The organism is Acinetobacter sp. SWAC5 (assembly GCF_003419885.1).
Classification (GTDB): Bacteria; Pseudomonadota; Gammaproteobacteria; order Pseudomonadales; family Moraxellaceae; genus Acinetobacter; species Acinetobacter cumulans.
On the sequence record NZ_QUWR01000003.1, the window covers coordinates 24,132 to 50,408 of the forward strand.

Below are 26,277 nucleotides of genomic sequence, written 5' to 3' on the forward strand. Positions count from 1 at the left end.
CAACATCAGAAGAACTATCACCAGCCCGTAAACAAGTGCCATATTGTGATTAAACTAAGTGCTTAAGTCAAGTCTTGACATGCTTTGACAACATTTTAGATGAAGAAAATGTCCTAAGAAAAGCGTAGATTAGTCATGTTTAGAGGATATTGTATAAAAAATGAGTAAATCTATAGAAAATGCAATCGTGATCGGGGCAACAGGTTTGGTGGGTCGACGACTAATTCAGTCGCTGAGTTTGTTGGACGACTGTAGCAATATTACAGCTGTTGTTCGAAAAAGAGATACGCAACTGAATCAAACGGCTAAAGTGCAACAATTAGTGCTAGATGATTTTTTAAAACTCAATAAACAAGATGTGATGGCATATACACATGCATTTAGTTGTTTGGGCACCACAATGAAACAGGCAGGAAGCAAAGAAAAATTTTATCAGACGGATTTTAGTATCAATGCACATTTTGCGGAATTACTAGAATATTCGCCAACACATTTTATTTTGCTCAGCGCTTTAGGTGCAAATAGCCAATCGCCATTTTTTTATAATCGGGTCAAAGGCGAGCTAGAGTATTATGTAAAAAGTTTAGATTTGTGTTGTACCTCCATTATACAGCCCTCATTGCTTTTGGGAGAGCGAGAAAGTTCACGTACCTTAGAAGATGCTGCACAAAAACTGTATAGACGCTTTTCGCATTTCGTACCCGATTCTTTTAAATATAAGCCAGTGACAGCCGATCAAGTGGCTCATACTATGGTCGAGGTAGCACATACGCAGACCGAAAAATTTCAGATTTATGATAATTTACGCATACAAAAAACCAAATGAGGGGAAATATTGTGTCTACAGTGCCATTTGTGACGTGTGACTTACTCGATGACAATCCAGAAAAAAATATTCAAGTGATGTGCCCATCATTAGACGGAAAGTTTTTTAAGAGCTATGGCGGGCGTAAAAGCTTTAGTGGCCAAGTGGTTACAGTGAAATGTTTTGAAGACAATTCGCGTGTAAAAGAACTATTGGCGACGAATGGGCAAGGTAAGGTGCTGGTTGTTGATGGTGGTGCTTCCATGCGTTGTGCACTGATGGGTGACATGATTGCAGAATCAGCAGTAGAAAATCACTGGAATGGCGTGATTATTTATGGTTGTGTCCGTGATGTAGATGCAATTGCAACTTTAGATCTTGGTGTACATGCTTTGGCTGCGATTCCACAAAAAAGTAACCGTAAAGGCTTAGGTGAAACGGATGTTGCACTCAGCTTTGGCGGTGTTGTTATACAGTCAGGCCAATTTATTTATGCAGACAATAACGGAATTGTGATTGCAGAAGAAGCTTTGGTTCAACTTTAAGTTGTAGAAGTGGATGTGGTCTGTCAGGTCTACGATGTATATGCCTGATTATAAATTGAATGTAAGCGCTCAATAAAATTTTAGATAGCACAGTACTGAAGTGGTGCTGTGCTATCAGTCATTAAGTCATTTTCTGCTGAGCGTCACCTTTTAAAGTGACCTGCCATAAAAATACCAATACATAAAACGAAAAAGGATGAGATCTATGCTCCATCAAATTAAAGTGATTCAAGCAATTGCCTCTGCTGTATTAGAAGGTGGGCGGGGTACCAATGGAACAGCTCATCCTAAACAACCAGAAAAGGCCCTGAAACTTTATGAATTTGAAGGTTCACCGTTTTGTCGCCGTGTGCGTGAGGTAATGACGACACTCAATTTAGATTATGAAGTATATCCTTGCCCCAAAGGTGGTGAGCGTTATAGAACTGAAATGAAAGCATTGGGTGGGCGTCGCCAATTTCCATTTTTAGTTGATGATAATACGGGGACGCAACTATATGAATCGCAGGCGATTATTCATCATTTATTTAAACATTATGGCAAAACAGGCCAAACACCAAAACAATATTCACATTACCCTAAAGTACCTGTACTCGCTTTAGCGGGAACTGTGGTAAATGGCGCGCGTGGTGTTTGGGTTAATAAAAAGATATTAAAACGTGAAGCCCCTGAAAAGTTACTAGAGTTGTGGGGCTTTGAAGCGAGCCCATTTACGCGTATTGTGCGTGCAGAGCTGACTGAGTTAGAGCTGGCTTTTAAGTTTCATAACGTATCCAAAGAACGCTGGCAAGATCAAGGTATGGCGATTTTACGTTTAAAGCCAGGCCAATATGTGCCACTCGAAGGTGGAAAACGTGAGCAAGTGTTGAAATTAATGGGGGATAATATTCAAGTCCCTTATTTGGTCGACCCAAATACAGGTGTAAAATTATTTGAGTCTGCGAAAATAGTAAAGTATTTGCGCGCACAATATGGTGCCTAAATCAAATACAGGCGTAGAATAAAATACATTGGCAATTTAGGGCAGTAAGAAACGTCTATTTCAACTTTTTATATGTCATCGCTTTAAAGCTGTAGATAAAAAGAACGTTTCGCAATATTGCTCCTTAAAAGTAATTAAATACTTATTTCTAGGGATATTCTTAGAGCAATAAATTGATTACTTTAAGAAAATTTTGGGGTGATAGATAAATGGCTGTTTCTGATGTGATATTACCAGTTCCTGTATTAGTGGTCGAAGACGAAGAGATTATTCAATTTAGGCTACGTCAAATTTTAACGGAATTGGGCTATAAGCCCGCTGATTTGCTCTTTGCAAAGAATGTGAAGGAAGCTTTTCAGATCATTGAGGAACAGCCTATTTCATTGGCTTTGGTCGATTTAGGCTTACCTGATGGGAATGGCCGACAAATTATTGAAAAGCTTCGTGCTATAGAAAGCAGTGCGATGATTTTGGTGATTTCTGCATGGAGCACTCAAGAAAGTTTGTTTGGTGCAATTAAGGCAGGAGCGACAGGTTATGTGCTCAAAGAGCGTGATGACGCTGAAGTGCTGTTGTCGATTCGGAGTATTTTGCGTGGTGGTGCGCCAATTGATCCGTTTATTGCCCGTGAAATTTTAAAGCAAATTGCAGTTGAGGAACAAGGACAGTCTGAGCCTGAGCAGATTGGTTTAGTTGATGCGGAGCAGGTATTGCTCACTGTACGCGAAACAGAAATTCTTAACTTGGTTGCACAGGGCTTGAGTAATCGAGAAATTGCAGAGAAATTGTGTGTCTCACGGTATACCGTTGAAAGCCATATTAAGCATATCTACCGTAAACTTTCCGTAACAAAACGAACGAAGGCCGTGAGCGCTGCTCGCTCTTTAGGAATTTTATAAATGAGCAAGCTAAAATTTACATGCTTACTGTTATGGTTTATTTGTAGTTTTAGCTTTGCTAGTGAAAATTTTGTTATCAATCAACAATGCCAAGTCATTGTAAAGAACATTCAAAAAGCACAAACACCCTCTATAGATTCGATTCCTACTCAAGGTTGGGAAGAAGTCGCGAAATTACCTGATCGATGGTCAAATAAGGGACCATGGAAAGATTATGTTGGCGGAGCATGGTATCGGGTGCAGTGGCATTGGCAATGCCAAAATCATGAAAAATTAAAAGAACCCATCGCATTTTCGCTCGATTATATTAATGTTGCAGGCGCCGTATATCTGAATGGGGATATGTTGTGGCGGGACCAAAACTTGGTCGAACCTTTATCTAAGAGTTGGAATATTCAACGCTCTTGGATTTTACCTATCTCAGGCTTACGCACACATGAAAATGAGATCATGATTTATGTCACAGGCTATTCAGACTTGGGTGCAGGGGTTGGGAAAATAGATTTTAATAATGTTGTTGGAAATAGTGCGATGATCCGGCAAAAAACATGGGACCATCGCACACTTTTTCAAATCAATTCGATTTTATCGAGTACTCTGGGCATTATTTGCTTAATTATTTGGCTATTTCGCCCAAAAGAAACCAGTTTTGGTTGGTTTGCTTTAAGTTCATTGTTTTGGGTGCTTTTCATTACCAATATTCTGATTTCAGAAACGGCGCCATATCCAAATACTGTGGTCATGATTAAATTTAACATGATCTGTTTGGTTTTATATTTACTCACTTTTAGTACTTACTTGGTTCGTTTTATTGAGCAAAAACATCCTAGGTTTGAAAAGGTGCTCTTGTGTATTACTGCAGTGAGCCTTCTTGCAATGGCTTTGACGGGGTTAAGCACACTTAATTTAGTGGTTGTAGTGGTATTGCTCTTTTACATACTCTTGTTTTTATGCGTCTATTTTTATTTATGCATAATGGCATTTCGTAAAAAGCGAGGCGATTTTATATTTTTAGCCTGTTGTATGACGGTTGTATTGCTATTGGGTTTATTTGATTTGGTGGTGTTTGTGGTGGGTGTACCTTATGAGGTTACATCACTTACGCCGTATACTTCACCCATTGTCACGATTTTTATCGTGGTGATATTGGGGGGCAGGCTCAACCGAAATATTAAAAAAGTCGAAGATTTTAATAATTATTTAGCAACTAAAGTAGAAGAAGTCAGTGCAAACTTGAGTAAAAGTTTAAATGAACAACATCAGCTCGAATTGAGTAATGCGCGTTTACATGAGCGTATGGATTTATCTCATGATTTGCACGATGGTTTAGGTGCATCACTGGTACGTTCTATGATTATTGTCGACCAGTGTGAACATCAAATACCGAATCAACAGTTTTTATCAATGTTAAAACTTTTGAGAGATGACTTACGTCAAATTATTGATACTGGATCAGCTGAAGGGAGTCGAGTGCCTGATTCACCAGTTTTATGGCTTGCACCTGTACGTTATCGTTTTAATTTACTGTTAGATGAGTTAAATATTCGTGTTGCATGGCATGTTGCGCCATCTTGGGTATTTCAGCCTACCGCATTACAATGTTTAACACTCATTCGAATTTTAGAAGAAAGTTTGGTGAATGTCGTTAAGCATAGCCAAGCAACGTCAATTGTGGTGAGCTTAAACTTTACAGCAACGCAACAACTTGAATTAACGGTGCAAGATGATGGCGTTGGTTTTGATGTAGAGTGTGTGAATCAAAACGGTATGAGTATTGGTGTACGTAGTATGAAAACTCGCGCTGAACGCATGGGTGCAACTTTTTCAATTCAATCTGCATCTGGTTGTACTCGTATACAAGTACTAATTGACGCCCCCATTGATGAGAATGATTCATCTGTATAAATGATGATATTGATGTCTAAGTTGAACGATTGAAGTGATTTGAGCTTAAAAATGAATCCAATGAAGAGAATGGCCCTTCATTGGATGATTCCTTTAGCTTAGAACAAAATATGTAATCGGCTAAATCGTCAATGCTGTTATTTATTCGGCATCGTCCGTTGGAGCAAGCATAACAATCGATTCATTCAGTAAATGTGCGATATCTTCCAAAATGTCATTATCTGCAAGATTTTCATCTAATAAAATGAGTTCACCATCGGCAAGGCGTTTTAAGTAGCTTGCAGAAGCATCTGAAGTACATATAGCTTCGCCATTGGCCCAAAATAGCAATTGGCCATCTTGTTCGGTATAAAGTAGGCGTGAAGCAGGTTCCATCAGCAATTGATAACCTTGCTCAAGTACGGCCTCTAAGTCACCTGTACCAATTTCTTCAGCTTCAGGAATGTTGTCTAAATATTTTGGTTCAGACATCAAGCTCATGATGGCATCTTCTAAAATATTTGAGTTTTGCAAATGCTCAAAAAGTTTAGTTTTTAGATATTCCAGTTCATTTTCAGTCACTTGACCAATCGCACTTTGTTGATCACGAATAATATCAAGCAATGGATTTTTTAAAGCACTATTTTCTGAAAATTTATCGCTCACACGATCCATCATGTCGGTTACATTCGGCATGCGGAAGCCAAATGAGTAGGTGAGGCAGTCATCTTCAGCAACGCCGTAATGTGCCAAACCTGGTGGTACATACAATAGATCGCCAGGTGCTAAAACTTCATCAAAATGAATGTCCATTTCTGGTAATAGGCGTAGAGGCTGGCCTGCAACAAACTCTGTATCTGCATTACACATTTGACCTAACTGCCAACGGCGATGCCCATAGCCTTGAACTAAAAATACATCATAAAAGTCAAAATGCTTGCCCACTGAGCCACCTTGCGGTGCGTATGACACCATAATGTCATCACGGCGCCATTGTGGAATGAAGGGGAATTTTTTCCATAAAGCCGCCAAATCAAAAGAATAATGATCTACAGCTTGGATGAGTACAGACCAAAGCTTGGGCATTTTTTGGAAGTCAGCTTTGATTAAAGGTGAAGATTTTACAGACCATTGATTTGGGTCTTTGTCTTTTTGCTTAATTAGACGTGCATTGACGTTTTCATCAAGTGCCAATTCCATAATATCGCTTGGCTCTAAAATATCAGCAATTTCAGGAAGCGCATTACGTACAAGGAGCGGTTTTTTTTGCCAATATTCGGCAAGGAATTGCTCAGCGCTAATACCGCCGAGCACGTCTAAATGTTGGGACATAAGAAAAACCATAAATTAAATTTCCCATATTGTCCCTTGTGTCTTTGGCTGGTGCAAGTAAAAGCTTTATTTTAAGAATTATTTACAACTTACTCAAAAGATCCTGCTTTTTGAGGAGCTGATATGTTTCTTCGGCATAATACATCACGCGATCACATAACTCGCCAGATAAGATCATGGGCCATGCTTCATGATGTGATTGCCAATTAAAAGGGTATTTTTGATCGATATAAAATGGCCACCATTCACTGTGTTGAATTTTGTCCGTACTAAAATGTAAAGACGCATTTTGATGAATTTCTTTCCATAAATCAGGATCATGGTAATCAGATATTTTTTTAGATAAGCCCCAGAAGAAATCTCCATAGTTTTTGGCATAAAATTGAATAATAAAATCAATATGCGTGTGTGGGTTGTCAAAGTTGATTGTGAGACCTGTGGCTTTTTCTCTAGAAAAATGACCTGTAATGTGCCAGTTTTTTTGTTTACATGTCTGAATTAATTGTGATTCAAATTTTTTGATCAGTTGATCTTGTAGCTCATTTTGATATTTTATTATTTCAAAAGCAGACGCCATATATTGATCATTTGAGCTGATGAGATTAAGTAAATGTTGCTGTTCAGACATGTCTTGTATTCCTAAAAAACTTTTTCGAATAAAGGTGTTAAATGCATTTAGAAAGTTATTTACGCGTTCATTTTGGCATCGGAGCATGCACTGATTAAGCCATTCAATTAATTCCGGATACGAGATTAAGGTGAAGTGATTTTTAGATTTCCATTCTTCTAATTGACTCGGTTCAACACTTTCAGCACTCGGTTCGTTGCCATAACCAGCCAAATAAACCAGATGCCAATGGTGTTGCATATCTTGGTTTCTATCATGCCGTTTAGATAGTTCAGATGCGTAGTCTTTTAACTGATTTTTTTGATCAGCGGCATAAGGTTTATTTTCAATACAAATACCGAAGCTTTGTGCGCTGTCTATATATGGAATTTCTAAATAAATATCCATGCGACGTTTCGTTTGGTTGCGAAAGGTTAAGACTTCGATAGCTACTTTGGCACGTTGAATATCTAACAATAAATAGTGCGATGCGTTGGTCAGTTGCTGTAAAAATAAGGACAGAAAAATATGTCCTTGAGCGTGATCTCCTTTTGGATCAAGCAAGTCAGCAATCATGCGACTGAGCATTAACTCATCGGTATAAATATAATTAAAAATAGAAAAATTGGGTGCGAGTTGTTGCACATATTTGCTTTTGGCAAGCGCTAAGGCTCTGAGTTCATCTGAAACTGAGCGGAGTAAATGTTCGATATTTTGCATGGGAGTATTCCAATTTTAATATTCTACAGCACGCATGTACTATAAGTTTTATGCACACCATTTCTAATAAGTAAAAGTACTAATTGTTTGTTTTATCTAAGTATATCTGAAAATTTCAAACCCATGTTAGCTTAATGGTGGCCCAATATGCTTGGGTATACACGATGAAATAGCGCTTTAAAATAATCAGATTTATTGTGCTATTTGGCTACCAGCACATGCTTTCTATTGTGGATGTACCTTGCTCGACGTCAAACGAACAATCACAATACTGGCATTATCATAAGGCTTATGTTGTTCGAGTTTTTCTTTGAGTTGTAGTAACCAATTTGCCAAAGATAGATTGGGCTGAAGCAATGGCCAGTGAGAACAGGCCAATGATTGATAGATGCCATCTGTACAAATGACCAAGGCCTCATTTTCAGTTAAAAACTGCTCTTGTAACGGTGAGAGGCATACCTCATGGCTGTCATCAGCACAAAAGTATTGGGTGAGCATGTCATAACAACTGGCATAGGACACTCTATTTTGAATGTCGGTTGGTGCAAGAAGTTCTTCAATAAAACTATGGTCACGTGTAAGTTGACGCCATTGGGGCGTTGCTTGTGCGAGTGAATAAAGATAGGCACGACTATTGCCCAAATGCTGTATCTCAATAAATTGTGATTGACTGTGTGTGAGCGTAATCAGTGTTGTACTGGTGCCGTGGTGCTCAGGCAGTTGCGAGAAATATTGGCAAAATTGTTGCTGTAAAAGGGCAAAGTTGAAAGGGACTTGCATCGACTGATTTTGATCGACCAATTGTAGAATTTTTTTAGAGGCGAGCTGTGCCTGAGGGCTTTGGCTGACACCATCAGCAAGTGCCGTACACCATGCTTCATGTATGGGATATATACGACGTTTACTCAGGATACGGTCATGTTGTAGCACTTTATGCGCAATCAACATGGCATCTTGTTGTTGTGGTGATTTGAACTTGAGTGAAAAACCTTGTAATTCAAAGTTCAGGTCGTTCATAAATTACTCCGCATCAAAATATGGCAGAGTGGTTACGCCTTTGCGCTTTGCTTCGCGGCCTAATTTATAAAAATAATTTAAAAAAACAGCGCACTTAAATACTAAGGCGCTGCCTATTAATTTGTTTTAGACGTCGTACTTAGAAATTAAGGTACTAAAATCTTCAGTTCACGCAAAATCTGACAAAGTTTAATCATTGGCATGCCCATTAACGTGGTTTGATCATGGCCAATCATTTCTTCAAACAAACTAATCCCCAAGCTTTCACACTTAAAGCTACCCGCGCAGTGTAAAGGTTGTTCAACGTCTACATAGCGTTCAATTTCAGGCAAGCTCAGTTTGCGGAACTTCACTTTATAATGTTCGATCAAGGTCTGTTCAAAGCCAGAACTCGCATGTTGTACGCTGAGCGCCGTACTAAAGTAAACAATTTTGTCCGAGTTGGCTTGTAATTGTTTAATGGCTTTTTCTGTGCACAGTGGCTTGCCAATAAAAATATCGGGAGCGCCTTCACGCCAAGCGACTTGGTCCGAACCAATCACGATCGCATCTGGATATTGGCTACTAATACATTTGGCTTTTTCAAAAGCCAGTCGTTTTGCCAAATCATCCGCATGGTTTTCACCGCGCGGCGATTCATCTATATCAGGTACGATTGAACGGTAATCAATCCGTAAACGATCCATTAAATCCTTACGGGTTTGGCTAGAGGAGGCCAAAATGATTTCGGGAGTACTCATTACACTGCATATTCCATAAGTACATCAAGCGGTACATAAGACAGCACAGCTTGATGACATGCTTGTATTTTGACAGGTGGGGCAATGCCAGCTTGGTATGCTTCCACCCAACGCGTCACACAGATGCACCAAAAGTCGCCGGGTTGTAAACCTGGAAAACCAACTTCTGGTAATGGGGTGATAAGGTCATTTCCCGCTTTTTGCGAAAAATTAAGAAATTCAGAGGTCATTTGTGCGCACATGGTGTGCTGGCCTAAATCCGAAACGGCTGTATGACAGAAACCATTACGAAAAAAACCGGTAATGGGATCAAAACAACAGCTGGCCAAAGGCTCACCTAAAGCGTTAAGACGATTAAGATGCGGGTCTGGATGAATAGACATAGGCTTTGAATCTTGCTCTGATTTTTCCCTATGATAGCAAAACTTTAAGTTTGGATGCCTTTTCTGCAAAAGAAGCTAACCTTTTTTCACATAATCATTTAAAATCTTCGCGTTTTGATATCAATAAAGAGAGCAATGCATGAACTTTCAGCGTATGACTGATCTTGATTTAGCGGGTAAGCGTGTTCTAATTCGTGAAGACTTAAACGTACCTGTTAAAAATGGCGTGATTACAAGTGATGCCCGTTTACGTGCGGCATTACCAACAATTAAAGCAGCCCTTGCGCAAGGTGCAGCTGTAATGGTGTATTCACACCTTGGTCGTCCTGTTGAAGGTGAACCTAAAGCGGAACAATCGCTTGCTCCTGTAGTGGCATACTTAACAGAAGCTTTAGGCCAAGAAGTTAAGTTAATCACTGAATACTTAGATGGCGTTGAAGTTGTACCAGGTCAAGTGGTATTACTTGAAAACTGCCGTTTTAACGTTGGTGAAAAGAAAAACAACCCAGAATTATCTGCAAAATATGCAGCACTTTGTGATGTCTATGTAATGGATGCATTTGGTACGGCTCACCGTGCAGAAGCATCAACTGAAGGCGTTGCACGTTGTGCAAAAGTTGCAGCTGCAGGTCCTTTATTGGCAGCTGAATTAGATGCTTTGGGGCGTGCGCTACAAACTCCTGAAAAGCCAATGGTTGCGATTGTTGCGGGTTCTAAAGTATCAACTAAGCTTGATGTATTAACATCACTTTCAGATATTTGCGATCAATTGATCGTTGGCGGTGGTATTGCTAATACATTCTTAGCTGCTGCTGGCTTTAACGTGGGCAAATCACTTTGCGAAAATGATTTGATCGACACTGCAAAAGCAATTGCTGCCAAAGTATCTGTACCACTTCCTACAGACGTAGTTGTGGCAGATGCGTCAGAAATTAATTTTGATGACTTCTTAGGTTCATTGGCTGCAGCGAAAGCAGTTGTGAAAAAAGTTGAAGATGTAACTGACAACGACATGATTTTGGACGTTGGCCCAGAAACAGCGAAAGCATTTGCTGAAATTTTAAAAACTTCAAAAACAATTCTGTGGAATGGCCCAGTAGGCGTATTTGAAGTTGATCAGTTTGGCGAAGGTACTAAAACATTATCTTTAGCGATCGCTGAATCTGCTGGTTTCTCAATTGCTGGTGGTGGCGATACTTTAGCTGCGATCGACAAATATGAAGTCGCAGACAAAATTGGTTATATCTCTACAGGTGGTGGTGCATTCCTTGAGTTTGTAGAAGGTAAAACACTTCCTGCAGTTGCTGCGCTTATTGAGCGTGCATAAGCATTTCGTCTTTGATTAAGACTGAAATACAAAAAAGGGCTGACAATTGTTAGCCCTTTTTTTATGGCCGTTCATTTTTCAGTCATAAAAATGCAATATTTCTGCAATAAAATTTTCTACGAAGTTAATCATCAACCCGTAGGACAATGTGATGAACCTAAAACTGGCACTTGCAGCAGTATTAATTGCGCCTTTAGCATTAACAGCGTGTGCAAAAAAAGATGCAGCTCCACATGATGCGACTGAAGCATCTGCTGCAGTTACAAATGACAAAGTGACGCCAGAGCAACAAGCGGCAATTGACTCTTTAGATAAACCAGTCTTGGACGAAAAAAATACGGATGTACCTGCAGAAATTGCGAATGCACCTGCAGATGAGGCGACAGCAGACACTGAGCAAACAGAAGCTTCAGCAGCAGCTCACTAAAATTGCTGACATTATTTTAAAAGTCCCTGCATAAGCAGGGATTTTTTATATAAAAGTTGGTTTTTTTGCTGAATTGAAATGATTGTGCATGTAGAATATGTCGCATTACCTGGGAGGACATTATGGCTCTTATTTCATTGCGCCAGCTCTTGGATCACGCCGGCGAACACAACTACGGCGTACCAGCGTTTAACGTAAACAACTTAGAACAAATGCGCGCTATCATGTTGGCCGCAGACGAAACGAATTCACCTGTAATCGTACAAGCTTCTGCTGGTGCGCGTAAATATGCAGGCGCTCCATTCTTACGTCACCTTATTTTGGCAGCAATTGAAGAATGGCCGCATATTCCTGTTGTAATGCATCAGGACCATGGTACAGACCCTGACGTATGTCAGCGTTCTATCCAATTAGGTTTCTCATCAGTAATGATGGACGGTTCTTTGGGTGCAGACGGCAAAACACCAACAACTTACGAATACAACGTAGACGTAACTCGTCGTACAGTTGCAATGGCGCATGCGTGCGGCGTATCAGTTGAAGGTGAAATTGGCTGTTTAGGTAGCCTAGAAACTGGTATGGCTGGTGAAGAAGATGGCGTAGGCGCAGAAGGCGTTCTTGACCATTCACAGCTTTTAACTTCTGTTGAAGAAGCAACTCAATTCGTTGCGGATACGAATGTAGATGCGCTTGCTATTGCAGTAGGTACGTCACACGGTGCTTACAAGTTCACGCGTCCACCTACAGGCGACATCCTAGCGATTGACCGTATTAAAGAAATTCATGCGGCATTGCCAAACACGCATCTTGTAATGCATGGTTCAAGCTCTGTTCCTCAAGAATGGCTTGCAATCATTAACCAATATGGCGGCGACATCAAAGAAACTTATGGTGTTCCTGTTGAGCAATTGGTTGAAGCAATCAAACACGGTGTTCGTAAAATCAACATCGATACAGATTTGCGTTTAGCGTCTACTGGTGCAATGCGCCGTATGATGGCTGAAAAACCAAGCGAATTTGACCCGCGTAAATTCTTTGCTCAAACTGTTGATGCAATGAAACAAATCTGTGTAGACCGTTACACAGCATTTGGTACAGCTGGCAACGCTGACAAGATCCGCCCGATTTCTTTAGAGAAAATGGTTGATCGTTATAAATAATTTGTCATAGATTATTTATCAGCAAAAGCCCACAATATGTGGGCTTTTCTTGTATTGATAAGAAAAAATATAAAATATCGCTTGATAGAGGATACACCATCATGGAATTGATATTTGCAGCTGCGCTGTGCAGTGTGGCGGTATCTATAATCTTAAAAATATGCCGAGATCGAGGCTTAGTTCCAATGCAAATGATTGCATGGAATTATGCGATGGCCAGTGTATTGACCTATTTATGGTTTAAGCCAGATTTAGTCCATGTGTCAGTCGAGCATACACCATGGTGGTTGATTACCGTTTTAGGCATATTGCTCCCTGCAATTTTTTTCTGTTTGTCTAAATCATTGCAAAGCGCAGGTATTTTAAAAACCGAAATTGCCCAGCGTTTATCGGTGGTGTTGTCATTGCTGGCAGCGTATTTCATTTTTCATGAAGCCTTTAATCAGCTGAAAATTTTGGGCATTATCATGGGGGTTTGCGCCGTATTTTGTATATTAGATTCACATAAAAGCAAACAGTTGAATCATGGTGCAAAACCGATGGCTTTTATTTCGCTTTTAGCGGTTTGGGTAGGTTATGCACTCATAGATGTATTGCTGAAATATACGACAGGCTTGGGTTTACAATTTTCAGTGACACTGAATTTGATGTTTATTTTTGCCTTTGTTTTGTCCATGCTATACATCATTGTTAAATATAAAAGTATGGGAACATGGCAAAATATTGGAGCAGGTTTACTACTTGGCGTATTAAATTTTGCCAATATTGCCTTATATGTGAAAGCACATATGTTATTGAAAGATTCGCCAGCAGTCGTATTTGCAGGCATGAATGTATTGGTGGTGATGCTCGGTGTGCTCAGTGGATTATTTATCTTTAAAGAGCGTGTGAAGCCCATTGTTGCTTTGGGTTTAGCTTTAGGCTTAAGTAGTGTTTTGTGCTTGGCCTATGCGATGTAAAAAATCATGCATAACTGGAGGAAGTTATGCATGATTTACTGTAGGCTGTTACATTTTCTAGATTATTCTTTTTGCATTATTTTTATTGTCGTTAAGCATTAACTCAACGCATTACTTAAGTCATTTAGTGACTATGTGGCGTTAATTTACTTTTGACCCATGACAAGTAGCTGTTCATCGCATGAATAGGATTTTGTATTAAATCGCCTGTTTCAGCAATGCCAAGTAATTGACCTTGTGCCTTACATTGAGGGCAAGCAGGGTAATGGTGTTCTTGTATTTGATAAGGGTGCATATAGCAGGTATTACAATGGGTACATTCAAACTTCATTGGTAGGTTAAACAGCATAGACATGAGTATTCCCCTTGATTGAATATAAAAGTATTTAATAAAAAGCAAAATATAGGCCAAAAAATAAACACATAGATTTATGTTTTGGCTAAAGCATTATTTTTAAAAGAATATTTTAACTATTTAAAGATCGGCTGAAGCCTTGTAAATAGCTTTTGATGAGGGGGATGGGGTGTTTAATAAAGTCTTGTGTCTCTACTGTGCCTTGTAATTGTCCAGGTTGCTGACATTGAGGGCAGTGTGGATAAAAAAGGCGCGCTTTTGCTTGGTAGGGTTGTAGATAAATGGATTTACATGAAGCGCAATAAAATTTCATCGGTAATTTAGGTGCAACAAACATGATAATTGACCAAGATATTAAGTTGCGCAAAATATACTCGATTTATGTTTAAAAAATAAGTCCTAAAATGACATGAAAGAGGGAATAATCCCCCTTTCGTCGCTTTATTGAAAATATTATAGCTTGGTGAATATTTCTTCTTGGCTCAGGCGTGATTTAGGTAGTTTGGCGTTGAAGTCTTTTTCACTGCGGTAGCCCAAGGTTAATAATACGGAGGGAATTAAACCTTTCTCAACAAGCTGTAGCTCATCGCTTATAATATCCTCATCAAAACCACCAATTGGTGTTGCATCCACACCTTCAATACCTGCAGCTAAAAGCATTTGGCCAAGGGCAATAAAGGTCTGATTTTCGGCCCAGCGCTGAATATCACCTTTTTCGTTGCGATAAAAATTCACATAGCCCGTACGGCTGTCTTTTTGCCCTTGTTTGGCTTGCTCATCTTTAAAGCGTCCGCTTGCTTCATCACGGCTCAGTAAGTGCTCAAGGTGCGTTTCGCTAATATCGGCTTGGGTACAAAATAAAATGGTATGTGATGAGTCGAGTACTTTTGGTGCATTGTAGGCATATTTACCCACCAAGGCTTTTGCAATACGTTCTTTCGCGGCACTATGATCGGCAATAAAAAAGTGCCAAGGTTGAATATTGATAGAAGAGGGTGTCAAACGAAGAATTTCAAGTAAACGTGCAAATTGTTCTGGTGGAATTTTCTTGTTTGGGTCGTAAGCTTTAGTGGTATAACGACTTTTTGAAATATTGAGCAAATCCATGATGAAGCCTTCCAGAACGGTCTAAAATAATGATTTTATTTTAATATAAAACTTTGGGGTGAGTTCTTAAATATCTATATACATTTGGATGAATTCGGTAGTGTTTTTTAGCACCTTCAAATTTATTTAAATCAATGATTAATTTTTGGCTTAGTAATATTTGAATCGTTGGATTTTTAGGGTCAAAACCCAGTTCAAGTACTTGTTTTTCTGTAAATAGAGACAAAAAGTATTTTTCATCATGACTTAATTGGTTCAATGTATCTTGTATATCTTTATGTGCGCTTTTTAGTCGGTTTTTTTCATTCAAATGGCCGTGAAATTTATGTAAAAATTCATACAGTATTAAAGCTGTGCTTACTAAGTAAATGAGTAGCAATGGGGTTTTAATGATTGAGATCACGTATGTGAGTGCAGGGTCGAGATCAATAAGTATGACAATAAAAAGCAGTATTAGAAAAATATTGAAAATTTTATTGGTTTTAGAAAAGTCTAATTTCATTGTTTCAATGATAAGTTTGATTTTTCTAATAATCTCAATATTTACAGTTTACTACAAGTATTCTATTAATAACTTTGAGCAATGAATTGATATAAAATCTCTATTGGCAGAATCTACCAAAAGGCGTTTAATCAAAGGATGTCTCTTCTCCTGCACTGAGCAAGTAAATGATAGATTACACAAACCACTTTAAACGTAAATTAAAAACTCAGCAGCAAATTGGCCTCTGGGTTGGGCTTGCAGATGCTTATGGGGCAGAAATTGCTGCCAATGCCGGCTACGATTGGTTACTCATTGATGGTGAGCATGCGCCGAGTGATTTGCGTACAACCTTATCACAGTTGCAAAGTATTGCAGCCTATCCTTCACAAGCAGTAGTCCGCCCGCCGATTGGTAGTGTGCAATTGATAAAGCAATTATTAGATATTGGCGCACAGACTTTGTTAATTCCAATGGTGGAGTCGGTTGAGCAAGCTGAACTGATGGTTAAAGCAGTTCGTTATCCGCCAGAAGGTGTGCGTGGCGTAGGGGCTACATTAGCACGTGCAACACGCTGGAACAGTATCCCTGACTATTATGCAACTGCACATGAAAATATTTGTTTATTAATTCAAATTGAGTCTGTAGAAGGGCTTGCCAATTTAGACGATATTTTAAAAGTAGAAGGGATTGATGGTATTTTTATTGGTGCAGTAGATTTATCTGCAACAATGGGCTATGAAGGTAATCCGAACCACCCTGAAGTACAAAAAGCCGTGATTGATGCTATTCAGTGCATTCGTGCATCTGGTAAAGCAGCAGGTATCTTGTCTACACAACATGAAGCAACCGAGCAGTATTTAGCCTTAGGTACAGAGTTTGTAGCAGTCGGTGTAGATACCAGTGTATTAATGCAGTCGCTAAGAACTTTGCTTCAGCGTTACAAACCAGATGTAGAAGAGGTACAAGTTTCTGCAGGTTATTAAGCAGTCGAGCGTTAAAATTGTAATGCTGAATTGCACACATTATGCGCTTTCATGTCTTGAATTTTAGGCATGAAAGCACCTGTAATAAAACACAATATTTTTTAAAGCGATTGAATAAAACAGTGAAGAATAAGAAAAAAATAAGCGCTTTTATACTGATTGTTTAAAAAATGTTACAAGTTAAATTTGCTTTGTTAAGTTAAAAAATGTATAAAAGAATAACTAATAGGCGGGTATTGTTCCTGCTTTTCTATTTATATAGCGGTTTGTGATTTATATAAAATCTAAGTGAGTTGCTTAGATTGCATCTAGTAGTTAGTAATACAGAATAATTCCTCTATCTGCGTTAATTTATCTCTTTGCGTGATTGTCACAAATGCTCAACTTTGAGTAATTGTAATGAAAAAATTAAATGAATGGCATATTGCCAGCCAGTCAAATGGCGGTCAAATTAATGTGAAATTGGTACCTATGCAACGCCAACAAAATACACCGAATGGTTTTGTTTGGGTGGATGTAGGTCAAATGATTGAATTAGAAACTGGCGAAACTTTTGCTTTAAATTTGGATGGTAAAAGTTTTTATACTGGTCCAAATCAATTGTATCGCTTAAGTCATTAATCTGATATCAAAATACTGTTTATACAGTATTTCAAAAAACGGTAACTTGAATAGTTACCGTTTTTTTATGCTTGAATTTATGTCGTGCTATACGCTGACAGTATCCGCTTCAAGGCTTGGTGTTTGTTTTGGGTGCTGAATTACGGTGGCGATATTGCGCTGCACGATGCTCATCTGGAAGTCTTGGTCCTTGTGCAAACAGCTTCTCGCGTAAGGTGCCTTCACGATATGCTGTTGGATAAACGCCTCTACGTTGCAATTCGGGAACAATATAAGTCACAACATCTTCAAAGCTCTGATGAGCCAAAATATATGCGAGGTTAAAGCCATCAATTCCTGTCACATCAATCCACTCTTGCAGTCGATCTGCAACCGTTGTTGGTGAGCCAACAATGACAGGCCCATTACCACCGACACTGGTCCAGTGTGCAATTTCTTCAATGGTCCACACTTTATTTGGATCTGCTTCAACATAAGACTGCAACATTGATTGAATGGCATTGGTCTGAATATATTCGACTTGGTCTGTGGCTTTAAATTGAGCAAAATCGACACCTGACCAACCCGATGCAAGCGTCAAGCCACCATCGTAACTGCCATATTGTTGATATTCACGAAATTTAGCTTGAGCTTTTTCATCAGTTTCATCTACCACAATTGCCAACATGGTGTAGATCAGTACAGAGTTTGGATCTTTGCCTTCTTGGGCTAAATTATGGCGAATACCTGAAGCTAATTTTTTAACAGCGACTTGTGTTGGTGCAGAAATAAACACACATTCAGCATTTTGACTGGCAAATTTTTGCCCACGTGCTGATGCGCCAGCTTGATATAAAACGGGAGTACGCTGCGGTGACGGTTCACAAATATGAATGCCTGGTACGCTAAAATATTGCCCTTCATGTTGAATAGGGTGAACTTTTGTATGATCTGCAAAGATGCCTTTTTGCTTATCACGTAAGACAGCATCATCTTCCCAAGAACCTTCCCAAAGCTTATATAAAACCTCTAAGTATTCATCCGCAATGTCATAACGATTGTCATGGCTGACTTGAGTTTTTAGGCCTAAATTTTTTGAGCCACTTTCTAAATAAGATGTCACGATATTCCAGCCAGCACGGCCTTTGGTAAGATGGTCTAAGGTACTCATACGCCGTGCAAATGGATATGGATGTTCGAATGAAATAGAGGTCGTTACCCCAAATCCTAAGTGCTGAGTTACGGCAGCCATTGCTGGTACAATTTGCAAGGGATCATTGACAGGGACTTGTACTGCACCTGTTAAAGCGTGTTCAGCTGAACCATGATAAACATCGTAAATACCTAAGACATCGGCAATAAAAACACCATCAAAGATGCCACGTTCTAAAATTTTGGCTAAGTCAGTCCAGTATTCTAAATCTTTGTATTCGGTAGAGCGGTCAAGCGGATGTCGCCATAAACCAGGCGATTGGTGGGCAATGCAATTCATTTCAAAGGCATTAAAGCGAATTTGTTTTGTCATCATGTAATCTATATGTAGAGCTTGCTTTTATATTAAGAAAAATATACGGATACGTTATGAATAAAAAAATGAATGTTTATCATATAATTGATATAGCAATAATTGTGATTTATAAATAAGTCTTTAAAATTAACTTAATATTTATTTAAGATATTGAAATATATGTTTAATTTGTGGATTGTTGTTTTTTGGTTATTTGAGATTTATGTTTAATTATTATTAAATTGTAAGGAAGAATGACATTATTATGAAATAAAATATATCGGTATTTTGTATTTTAAATAAAGTGATTTGGTTTGAAGATTAATATATAAAAAATCAAAATAAAAAGTGCTAGCTTAATTATAAATAACCATTTGAGCATTGAAAAAATGACATCAAAAATTGAAATTAAATTAAAAGATGCACAAAATATTCCTCGTGATTTTTATCATTCTGACGATTTAGCCAATGTGGTTCGTAGCGATGAAGAAGCAATAGCAATTGCTGAAACTTTGGCACATGAATTTGCCAAAGAGGCTTCAAAGCGTGACCATGAAAGACGCTTACCTTTACAAGAGGTACAACGCTATTCTGCCTCTGGGCTATGGGGGATTAACGTACCACGTGAGTTTGGCGGTGCAGGCGTAAGTTATAAGACGCTGGCAGAAGTCGTCAAAATTATTTCGAGTGTAGACTCTTCTTTGGGGCAAATTGCCCAAAACCACTGGGCTTTTGTAGAGCATATTCGCTTAGATGCTCAACCTGAGCAACAAGCTTTTTTCTTTGAGCAAGTATTACAAGGCAAACGCTTTGGCAATGCATTTTCGGAAAAAGGTTCAAAAAACGTGGCTGAGCTCACTACGCGTATCGATTTTGAAGCAGATCATGCCCTTATTAATGGGCAAAAATTCTTTGCAACAGGGGCCTTACTTGCGCATTGGGTTCCCGTGGTTGCAGTTAATGATGGAAAACCTTATGCAGCCTTAGTGCCACAACACACACCAGGCTTAACTATCATTAATGACTGGAGTGGCTTTGGGCAACGTACAACTGTCAGTGGTTCAGTGCTTTTAGACAATGTGAAAGTTGATTTAAAGTATGTTGTACCAATCCATCAGGCATTTGAGCGTCCTACAGTTGCTGGTGCAATTTCACAATTTATTCAATCTGCGGTCGATGCAGGTATTGCACGCGGTGCGATTCAAGAAACCATTGACTACGTGCGTCAGCATGCTCGTCCTTGGATTGATTCGGGTTTAGAGCAGGCTGTACAAGACCCATATACCATTGCCAATATTGGTGAAATAAAAATTAAATTACGTGCAGCAGAGGCTGTATTAGATTTAGCTGCAGTGGCAATTGATAAAGCTTTGCAAGAACCTACAGAAGAAACGGTGTCTCAAGCGACTTTACTCACGGCTGAATCTAAAGTGCTGACCACTGAAATTGCACTTTTGGCAGCCAATAAGCTGTTTGAGTTGTCAGGTACACGTTCAACTTTATCTGAGCTGAATTTAGATCGTCATTGGCGCAATGCCCGTACCCATACGCTACATGACCCTGTACGTTGGAAATTAAATCTTGTTGGAAATTATTATCTTAATGGTGTTGCTTTACCCCGTCATGCTTGGAGCTAAGAGGAATTAAATATGAGCATTCAAAATAATCAAAATTTATCACTCGGTGCTGATTACGAGCAGGTTGCGACAAAATTTCGTCCTATTTTTCAGCAGATTGCTTTAGTGCATTAGAGCGTGAAACGCAGCGTAAGCTACCATTTGACGCTATTCAAGCTCTAAAGCAAGTAGGCTTTGGTGCAGTACGTGTACCAACGGCATTTGGTGGTGACGGACTATCTCAACAGCAACTGTTTCGCCTATTGATTGAATTAGCGAAAGCCGATTCAAATGTGGTGCAAGCACTGCGTGGGCATTTTGCCTTTGTCGAAGACCGATTAAATGCGCATAAAGATCAAGATCAAACGATATGGTTTAAGCGTTTTGTACAGGGTGATTTGGTGGGCAATGCTTGGACGGAAATTGGCCAAGTTGAAATTGGTGATGTTGCTACACGAGTGACGGCCAATCAAGATGGACAATTAAGTGTGAATGGGCAAAAGTATTATTCAACCGGCACTATTTTTGCGGATTGGATTGATCTTTTTGCTTTGGATGAAACCCAAAATCAGCATGTGATTGCAGCAGTTGCTACAAAGGATGCAGGGGTAAAAATTAGCGATGATTGGGATGGTTTTGGCCAGAAAACCACGGGGAGTGGTACTTTAACCATTCAAGATGTGGCCATTGAACGCGATCACATTTTGCCATTTGAGCAACGTTTTAAGTACCAAACTGCATTCTATCAAGTGGTGCATCTCGCGACTTTGGCAGGTATTGCACACAGCGCAGTGGCAACCTTTAGCGAAGAAGTTCGTCAGCGTACACGAATCTTTAGTCACGGTAATGCAGACTTGGTCCGTGATGATGCGCAAATTTTACAAGTCATTGGTAAAGCTTCAGCTCAAGCCTATGCCAGTGAAGCCATTACATTAGCCACAGCAAAAGCTTTGGATGATGCTTATCTGAGTCATTTTCAGTCGGATGTCACCTTCGAGCAACAGGCCAATGACCGTGCTGAATTAGAGTCATCCCAAGGTCAGGTTGTTATCTCTGAATTGGTGCTTAATTTAAGTACAGAATTATTTAACAGCTTGGGTGCATCGGCCAGTAGTACGGCTAAGCAACTGGATCGTTTCTGGCGTAATGCACGTGTGGTATCTTCACATAACCCACTTATTTATAAGCAAAAGGTGATTGGGGACTGGGTGGTTAATCAAACGGCCTTACCTTATGTTTGGCAAATTGGTAATAGCCCTGTAGCGAAGCAAGCTGAAATTGCAGCTTAATCGTACACATTTGAATAAGCAATAAAAACTGTCATTCGGCAGTTTTTATTGCTTTGAGAACTTATGACTCAATTTTTGAATAGTAGTAAACGCACTGTTGAATTTAAAGCATTTAGATACGAAATTTGCTATGTGATGAGGAATGTCGAAACTGGTGTAAATTTAATACGACCATGTGCTGAGTTTTAAGGATGGTGGGCTTGTATGATTTTGAGGGGATATTTCTAAAATTTGCGCCTCATGTGCACGCCAGTCGCCTAATACAATACGTTGTTTATGTGCAACTTGGTGAATGGCTGGGCGGTGTGTATGACCATGAATTAATACATCGACATGAGCCAAAGCATTTTCAACGGCCTGTTGATTCACATCCATCACTTCATAGCTTTTAATTTGATTGGCTTGTTGGCTTTTTTTGCGAAAGCCATGTGCTAATTTTTGTCGGAAGCTTAAAGGTGTTTTTTTGAGTAAGCCTAAAATGAGTGGGTTACGAATTACTTTACGAAAGCGTTGGTAGGATAGGTCATCGGTGCAAAGGAGATCACCATGTTCAATGCGATACCGTGTATTGCCAATTTGTAGCGTAGAGATTTCTTTGAGCAAAGTACCATGGAATTGGTTCAGAAACTTTTGCCCTAAGGCGAAGTCACGATTACCTACAACAAAATAAACCTGATTGCCTGATGCATGAAAACTTTGCAAGGCTTGTACAATTTCATCTAGCCATGGGGCACTGTAGTCATCGCCAATCCACGCATTAAACCAGTCGCCTAAAATATACAGCTGGGTTTGCTGGGTTTTATAGTGTTCTAATAAATCCAAAAACCCCCGAACGAGTCGAGGGTGATCGGGTGACAAATGTAAATCAGCGATAAACAGATAGGTCACAAATCTTTTCCTTATCATCCTCAAGGTTTCTCTAAATAGAGAAACCTTTTCATTACTCCATTTTAAAGCGATGCTTTAAAACTCATAAAGAATGGAGAGGACGTTTTTTATTCAGCAATGATTTTTGCAGATTCGATCACTACGTTTTCAAGCGGAACGTCAGCGTGGTAACCACGGTTACCTGTACGAACGCCTTTAATTGCGTTAACTACGTCTAGGCCTTCAGTTACTTTACCAAATACTGCATAACCCCAACCTTGAGCATTTTTGCCAGAGTGGTTAAGGAAAGAGTTGTTGCCAACGTTAATAAAGAATTGTGCAGAAGCAGAGTGAGGTGCTTGTGTACGTGCCATTGCAATTGTACCAAGGTCATTGGTTAAGCCGTTGTCAGCTTCGTTTTCAATTGCATCGCGTGTTGCTTTTTCTTTAAAGTTTTCATCCATACCGCCACCTTGGATCATGAATCCGTCGATTACGCGGTGGAAAATCACGCCGTCATAGAAACCGTCACGAACGTATTCTAAGAAGTTAGCTACAGTTTTTGGTGCTTTTTCACTGTTAAGCTCAAGAACAATACGACCTTTATTGGTGTTTAATTCGACTTGAGGAAAACTCATTGTGTAATCTCCTAATCATGGACAACAAAGCCATGGGTTTTTTGGTTGTGAGAAGCATAAGCAAACTGTAAACTACAAGGCAAGTAAAAACGTTATTTTCTTTGTAAAATAGATCAAATATCGTTTAAGGGGCTGTAAAACATTCATAAATCATCTGGCAGATCAGCTAGAATGATGAAGGTTTAACAAACCCAATTTATCCCTATATTTTTTTCATCAAAAGTGATTTTTTAACTATGAAGCCGAATGATGTTGTTTCAACACTGCCAAATAACCCGACACCAAGTAATAATGCGTCTGTCGATGCTGCGCAGCAAGAACAACAGCCTGGCTTAGATTTTGTTCGTCAAATTATTACGGACGATTTGGCTACTGGCCGTTCAAAACAAGTTGTTACGCGCTTCCCACCAGAACCAAATGGTTATCTACATATTGGCCATGTAAAAGCAATTTGCTTAAACTTTGGTATTGCACAAGAGTTTGAAGGTTTATGTAACCTTCGCTTTGATGACACTAACCCTGATGCAGAAGAGCAAGAATACGTAGATGGTATTGCCAACGACGTAAAATGGTTAGGTTTTGATTGGAATGGCGAACCACGCTATGCATCAAGCTATTTTGACCAGCTGTATACATGGGCTGTGCAACTGATTGAACAAGGCGATGCTTACGTAGATTTGCAAAGCCCTGAAGAAATTCGTTTAAATCGCGGTAATTTTGTCGATTTAGGCAAAAACTCTCCACAACGTGATGCGTCGGTTGAAGAAAACCTTGCACGTTTTGAGCAAATGCGTAATGGCGAACTTGGCGAAGGTAAAGCTGTACTGCGTGCCAAAATTGATATGGCATCTCCAAACGTTCACATGCGTGATCCAATTTTGTACCGTGTACTGCATTCTGAACATCACCAAACAGGTGATAAATGGAAAATGTACCCAATGTACGATTATGCGCATCCTTTATCCGATGCGATTGAAGGCATTACGCATTCATTGTGTACATTAGAGTTTGTAGATCACCGTCCATTCTATGACTGGGTTGTAGAAAAAGTTAAATCACCTGCAGTACCACGTCAGTACGAATCTAGCCGTTTAAATGTCGACTACACCATTACTTCTAAGCGTAAATTACGTCGTTTAGTGGATGGTGGTTTTGTAAATGGTTGGGACGATCCACGTTTACCAACAGTTGTGGGTATGCGTCGTCGTGGTTTTACAGCAGAAGGCTTACGTGAGTTCTGTAAGCGCGTTGGTGTAACTAAAGTGGATGGCAGTATTGTCGATGTTGCCATGCTTGAATTCTGTATTCGCCAATCTTTAGAAAATACAGCAAGCCGTGCAATGGCGGTGTTAAATCCACTGAAAGTGACGTTAACCAACTTGCCACAAGACATGGACTTGGTACATGCACGTCATCCAAACCTAGATATGGGCGAGCGCGTAATTCCGTTAACGTCTGAGCTTTACATTGACCGTAAGGACTTTGAAGAAGTTGCACCAAAAGGCTTTAAACGTTTAATTCCGGGTGGTGAAGTTCGGTTACGTCATGCGTACGTGATTAAGTGCGACGAAGTGATTAAAGATGAAAATGGTGAAGTGGTTGAGCTGAAATGTTCAATTGATCCTGAAACTTTAGGTAAAAACCCTGAAGGGCGTAAAGTGAAAGGCGTTGTACATTGGGTTTCTGCAACCAAAGGTGTAACAGCAGAAGTTCGTATTTACGATCGTCTATTTACAGAAGCAGATCCTGAAATCAGTGAAGATTTCTTAGAAAACTTAAATCCAAATTCGTTAACGATTGTGGAAGCTGTAGTTGAACCTTCATTGGCACAAGTACAAGCTGAAGATCGTTTCCAATTTGAACGTGAAGGTTATTTTGTTGCAGATCAACACGATTACAGCAATGAAAAACCTGTGTTTAACCGCATTTTGGACTTAAAAGACAGCTTCAAGCCAGGTAAATAATTTACACCATCAAATGAAAGGGTAGCCAAAGGCATGATGAGTGAAAACTAGTGTACAACATGTATGAGGTTTACCTCCGATCTTGATTCAAAAGCTCAACCTCGGTTGGGCTTTTTTGTGGAATCTTAATCTAAGGTGAGCAGATGATTGTTCGAGATAAAGCCAATAGTTTTAAACTGTTATTTGCTTGGCATGGCACAATTTTACCCAAAGTTGTGCCTGCACTGGCTATTGTGGTCCTAATATCGGCTAGTTTGGTGTATTTAAATGCACGCCATTATGTGAATATGCCTGAAGTACCTGCCATTGGATTTACAATTTTTGGTGTGATTCTTTCGATTTTTCTGAGTTTTCGAAATACAGCTTGCTATGACCGTTGGTGGGAAGGCCGTAAATTATGGGGAGCATTGATTGCTCAAACGCGTCATATCTGTCGCGATAGCCATGTGTTGCCTGAGACTTCACGCCAATTGATGATGCTGAGAGTCATGCAGTTTAGTGCTTTATTACGTGATCGTTTGCGTAAGCAAGATATGTACTTTAGCCAAACGCAAGTGGCCTTAGGATTGAATGATCAGCAATGGCACAAACTTCAAAACCATTTTAATGCACCCCAATATTTACTTGAATTGGTGCAGCAGGACTTAGCCAATTTATATCAGCAAGGCACTATCAGCGATATTATTTACCAAACCATCAGCCAGCATGTGGTGGCTTTGGGGGATATTCACGCTGGTTGCGATCGGATTTCATCAACACCTTTACCATTTTCATATTCGGTGTTGTTGCATCGCGCGGTATATTCATTTTGCTTTATTTTGCCTTTTAGTTTAGCCACTAGTCTTGGCGTATGGACACCCATTATCGTGGCGCTGATCGCCTATTTGTTTTTAGGTCTAGATGCATTAAGCGCAGAGCTAGAAGAACCCTTTGGTGTGCAAGAAAATGACTTGGCTTTGGATGCCATAGTGCGTGGGGTAGAGCGTGAAATGCTGAGTTCCTTGGATTTGGAGCTACCACCACCAGTGAGTGCGACAGCCAAAGGAAATCTACTTTAGGGTTTATGGTGAGCGAAATTGA

Annotated in this window: 25 protein-coding genes and 1 pseudogene; 15 read left to right on the forward strand and 11 right to left on the reverse strand. The window is 39.6% G+C overall.

Annotated elements, in window-relative coordinates:
* Positions 1 to 160: 160 nt before the first annotated feature.
* The 5 genes from DYI81_RS02935 to DYI81_RS02955 all read left to right on the forward strand — a co-directional run bounded on the left by DYI81_RS02935 (position 161) and on the right by DYI81_RS02955 (position 5,136).
* Positions 161 to 826, forward strand: coding sequence for a nucleoside-diphosphate sugar epimerase (locus DYI81_RS02935; RefSeq protein WP_106984814.1), 666 nt, complete (start codon positions 161 to 163; stop codon positions 824 to 826).
* A gap of 11 nt (positions 827 to 837) precedes the next feature.
* The gene (gene rraA / locus DYI81_RS02940) at positions 838 to 1,350 is read left to right on the forward strand and encodes a ribonuclease E activity regulator RraA (protein WP_106984813.1); all 513 of its coding nucleotides are present in this window, start codon (positions 838 to 840) and stop codon (positions 1,348 to 1,350) included.
* A 205-nt stretch (positions 1,351 to 1,555) separates the two neighbouring features.
* Entirely contained in the window at positions 1,556 to 2,332 is a 777-nt protein-coding gene (locus DYI81_RS02945; RefSeq protein WP_117006663.1) for a glutathione S-transferase N-terminal domain-containing protein, read from the forward strand.
* 209 nt (positions 2,333 to 2,541) lie between these two features.
* The gene (locus tag DYI81_RS02950) at positions 2,542 to 3,231 is read left to right on the forward strand and encodes a response regulator transcription factor (protein WP_117006664.1); all 690 of its coding nucleotides are present in this window, start codon (positions 2,542 to 2,544) and stop codon (positions 3,229 to 3,231) included.
* Complete coding sequence (locus DYI81_RS02955; RefSeq protein WP_117006665.1) at positions 3,232 to 5,136, forward strand: ATP-binding protein; 1,905 nt, start codon at positions 3,232 to 3,234, stop codon at positions 5,134 to 5,136.
* A 141-nt stretch (positions 5,137 to 5,277) separates the two neighbouring features.
* Here DYI81_RS02955 and DYI81_RS02960 read toward each other — a convergent pair whose 3' ends face one another.
* From DYI81_RS02960 to DYI81_RS02980, 5 genes are all read right to left on the reverse strand, one after another.
* Entirely contained in the window at positions 5,278 to 6,447 is a 1,170-nt protein-coding gene (locus DYI81_RS02960; protein WP_117006666.1) for a cupin domain-containing protein, read from the reverse strand.
* An 82-nt stretch (positions 6,448 to 6,529) separates the two neighbouring features.
* A complete protein-coding gene (locus DYI81_RS02965; protein ID WP_117006667.1) occupies positions 6,530 to 7,774 on the reverse strand; it encodes a PD-(D/E)XK nuclease family protein in 1,245 nt (414 codons plus the stop codon).
* Positions 7,775 to 7,999: 225 nt separating this feature from the next.
* The gene (locus tag DYI81_RS02970; protein WP_117006668.1) at positions 8,000 to 8,791 is read right to left on the reverse strand and encodes a serine/threonine protein phosphatase; all 792 of its coding nucleotides are present in this window, start codon (positions 8,789 to 8,791) and stop codon (positions 8,000 to 8,002) included.
* A gap of 146 nt (positions 8,792 to 8,937) precedes the next feature.
* Positions 8,938 to 9,531, reverse strand: coding sequence for a Maf family protein (locus tag DYI81_RS02975; RefSeq protein WP_106984806.1), 594 nt, complete (start codon positions 9,529 to 9,531; stop codon positions 8,938 to 8,940).
* Positions 9,531 to 9,914 (reverse strand): DUF2237 domain-containing protein, encoded by a 384-nt coding sequence (locus DYI81_RS02980; protein ID WP_106984805.1) that lies wholly within the window; start codon positions 9,912 to 9,914, stop codon positions 9,531 to 9,533. The genes DYI81_RS02975 and DYI81_RS02980 overlap by 1 nt, the downstream gene beginning before the upstream one ends.
* A 139-nt stretch (positions 9,915 to 10,053) precedes the next feature.
* On the opposite strand from DYI81_RS02980, the gene DYI81_RS02985 reads away from it, so the two are divergent.
* The 4 genes from DYI81_RS02985 (at position 10,054) to DYI81_RS03000 (ending at position 13,787) form a co-directional block, all read left to right on the forward strand.
* Complete coding sequence (locus tag DYI81_RS02985) at positions 10,054 to 11,241, forward strand: phosphoglycerate kinase (RefSeq protein WP_117006669.1); 1,188 nt, start codon at positions 10,054 to 10,056, stop codon at positions 11,239 to 11,241.
* A gap of 151 nt (positions 11,242 to 11,392) precedes the next feature.
* Entirely contained in the window at positions 11,393 to 11,668 is a 276-nt protein-coding gene (locus DYI81_RS02990; protein WP_106984803.1) for a hypothetical protein, read from the forward strand.
* Between the two features lie 122 nt (positions 11,669 to 11,790).
* On the forward strand, positions 11,791 to 12,828 hold the full coding sequence (gene fba / locus DYI81_RS02995; protein ID WP_106984802.1) for a class II fructose-bisphosphate aldolase: 1,038 nt from the start codon (positions 11,791 to 11,793) through the stop codon (positions 12,826 to 12,828).
* A gap of 101 nt (positions 12,829 to 12,929) precedes the next feature.
* Positions 12,930 to 13,787, forward strand: a complete 858-nt coding sequence (locus tag DYI81_RS03000; RefSeq protein WP_106984801.1) for a DMT family transporter — start codon at positions 12,930 to 12,932, stop codon at positions 13,785 to 13,787.
* Positions 13,788 to 13,911: 124 nt separating this feature from the next.
* On the opposite strand, the gene DYI81_RS03005 is transcribed toward DYI81_RS03000, so the two are convergent.
* The 3 genes from DYI81_RS03005 to DYI81_RS03020 form a co-directional block, all read right to left on the reverse strand.
* Entirely contained in the window at positions 13,912 to 14,142 is a 231-nt protein-coding gene (locus DYI81_RS03005; RefSeq protein ID WP_106984800.1) for a hypothetical protein, read from the reverse strand.
* Positions 14,143 to 14,595: 453 nt separating this feature from the next.
* Complete coding sequence (gene nfsB, locus DYI81_RS03015) at positions 14,596 to 15,249, reverse strand: oxygen-insensitive NAD(P)H nitroreductase (RefSeq protein WP_106984798.1); 654 nt, start codon at positions 15,247 to 15,249, stop codon at positions 14,596 to 14,598.
* A 40-nt stretch (positions 15,250 to 15,289) separates the two neighbouring features.
* Positions 15,290 to 15,751: a super-infection exclusion protein B gene (locus DYI81_RS03020; RefSeq protein ID WP_117006670.1), complete on the reverse strand. Its 462-nt coding sequence runs from the start codon at positions 15,749 to 15,751 to the stop codon at positions 15,290 to 15,292.
* Positions 15,752 to 15,918: 167 nt separating this feature from the next.
* Here DYI81_RS03020 and hpaI point away from each other — a divergent pair, with 167 nt between their 5' ends.
* Together hpaI and DYI81_RS03030 are read left to right on the forward strand one after the other, a co-directional pair.
* A complete protein-coding gene (gene hpaI, locus DYI81_RS03025) occupies positions 15,919 to 16,716 on the forward strand; it encodes a 4-hydroxy-2-oxoheptanedioate aldolase (protein WP_117006671.1) in 798 nt (265 codons plus the stop codon).
* A 399-nt stretch (positions 16,717 to 17,115) separates the two neighbouring features.
* Positions 17,116 to 17,337, forward strand: coding sequence for a transposase (locus DYI81_RS03030; protein ID WP_106984795.1), 222 nt, complete (start codon positions 17,116 to 17,118; stop codon positions 17,335 to 17,337).
* Between the two features lie 109 nt (positions 17,338 to 17,446).
* On the opposite strand, the gene DYI81_RS03035 is transcribed toward DYI81_RS03030, so the two are convergent.
* Positions 17,447 to 18,841, reverse strand: a complete 1,395-nt coding sequence (locus tag DYI81_RS03035; RefSeq protein ID WP_117006758.1) for an LLM class flavin-dependent oxidoreductase — start codon at positions 18,839 to 18,841, stop codon at positions 17,447 to 17,449.
* Positions 18,842 to 19,212: 371 nt separating this feature from the next.
* Between DYI81_RS03035 and DYI81_RS03040 the strand changes: the two genes are divergently transcribed.
* Together DYI81_RS03040 and DYI81_RS03045 are read left to right on the forward strand one after the other, a co-directional pair.
* Entirely contained in the window at positions 19,213 to 20,460 is a 1,248-nt protein-coding gene (locus tag DYI81_RS03040) for an SfnB family sulfur acquisition oxidoreductase (protein WP_117006672.1), read from the forward strand.
* A gap of 12 nt (positions 20,461 to 20,472) precedes the next feature.
* Positions 20,473 to 21,728 (forward strand): annotated as a pseudogene (locus tag DYI81_RS03045) (acyl-CoA dehydrogenase family protein).
* 162 nt (positions 21,729 to 21,890) lie between these two features.
* On the opposite strand, the gene DYI81_RS03050 reads toward DYI81_RS03045, so the two are convergent.
* Together DYI81_RS03050 and DYI81_RS03055 are read right to left on the reverse strand one after the other, a co-directional pair.
* Positions 21,891 to 22,616: a UDP-2,3-diacylglucosamine diphosphatase gene (locus tag DYI81_RS03050; protein ID WP_106984792.1), complete on the reverse strand. Its 726-nt coding sequence runs from the start codon at positions 22,614 to 22,616 to the stop codon at positions 21,891 to 21,893.
* Between the two features lie 107 nt (positions 22,617 to 22,723).
* A complete protein-coding gene (locus tag DYI81_RS03055) occupies positions 22,724 to 23,233 on the reverse strand; it encodes a peptidylprolyl isomerase (protein WP_106984791.1) in 510 nt (169 codons plus the stop codon).
* Between the two features lie 236 nt (positions 23,234 to 23,469).
* Here DYI81_RS03055 and DYI81_RS03060 point away from each other — a divergent pair, with 236 nt between their 5' ends.
* Together DYI81_RS03060 and DYI81_RS03065 are read left to right on the forward strand one after the other, a co-directional pair.
* On the forward strand, positions 23,470 to 25,197 hold the full coding sequence (locus DYI81_RS03060) for a glutamine--tRNA ligase/YqeY domain fusion protein (protein WP_117006673.1): 1,728 nt from the start codon (positions 23,470 to 23,472) through the stop codon (positions 25,195 to 25,197).
* A 143-nt stretch (positions 25,198 to 25,340) separates the two neighbouring features.
* Entirely contained in the window at positions 25,341 to 26,255 is a 915-nt protein-coding gene (locus tag DYI81_RS03065) for a bestrophin family protein (protein ID WP_117006674.1), read from the forward strand.
* The last annotated feature ends 22 nt before the right edge of the window (positions 26,256 to 26,277 follow it).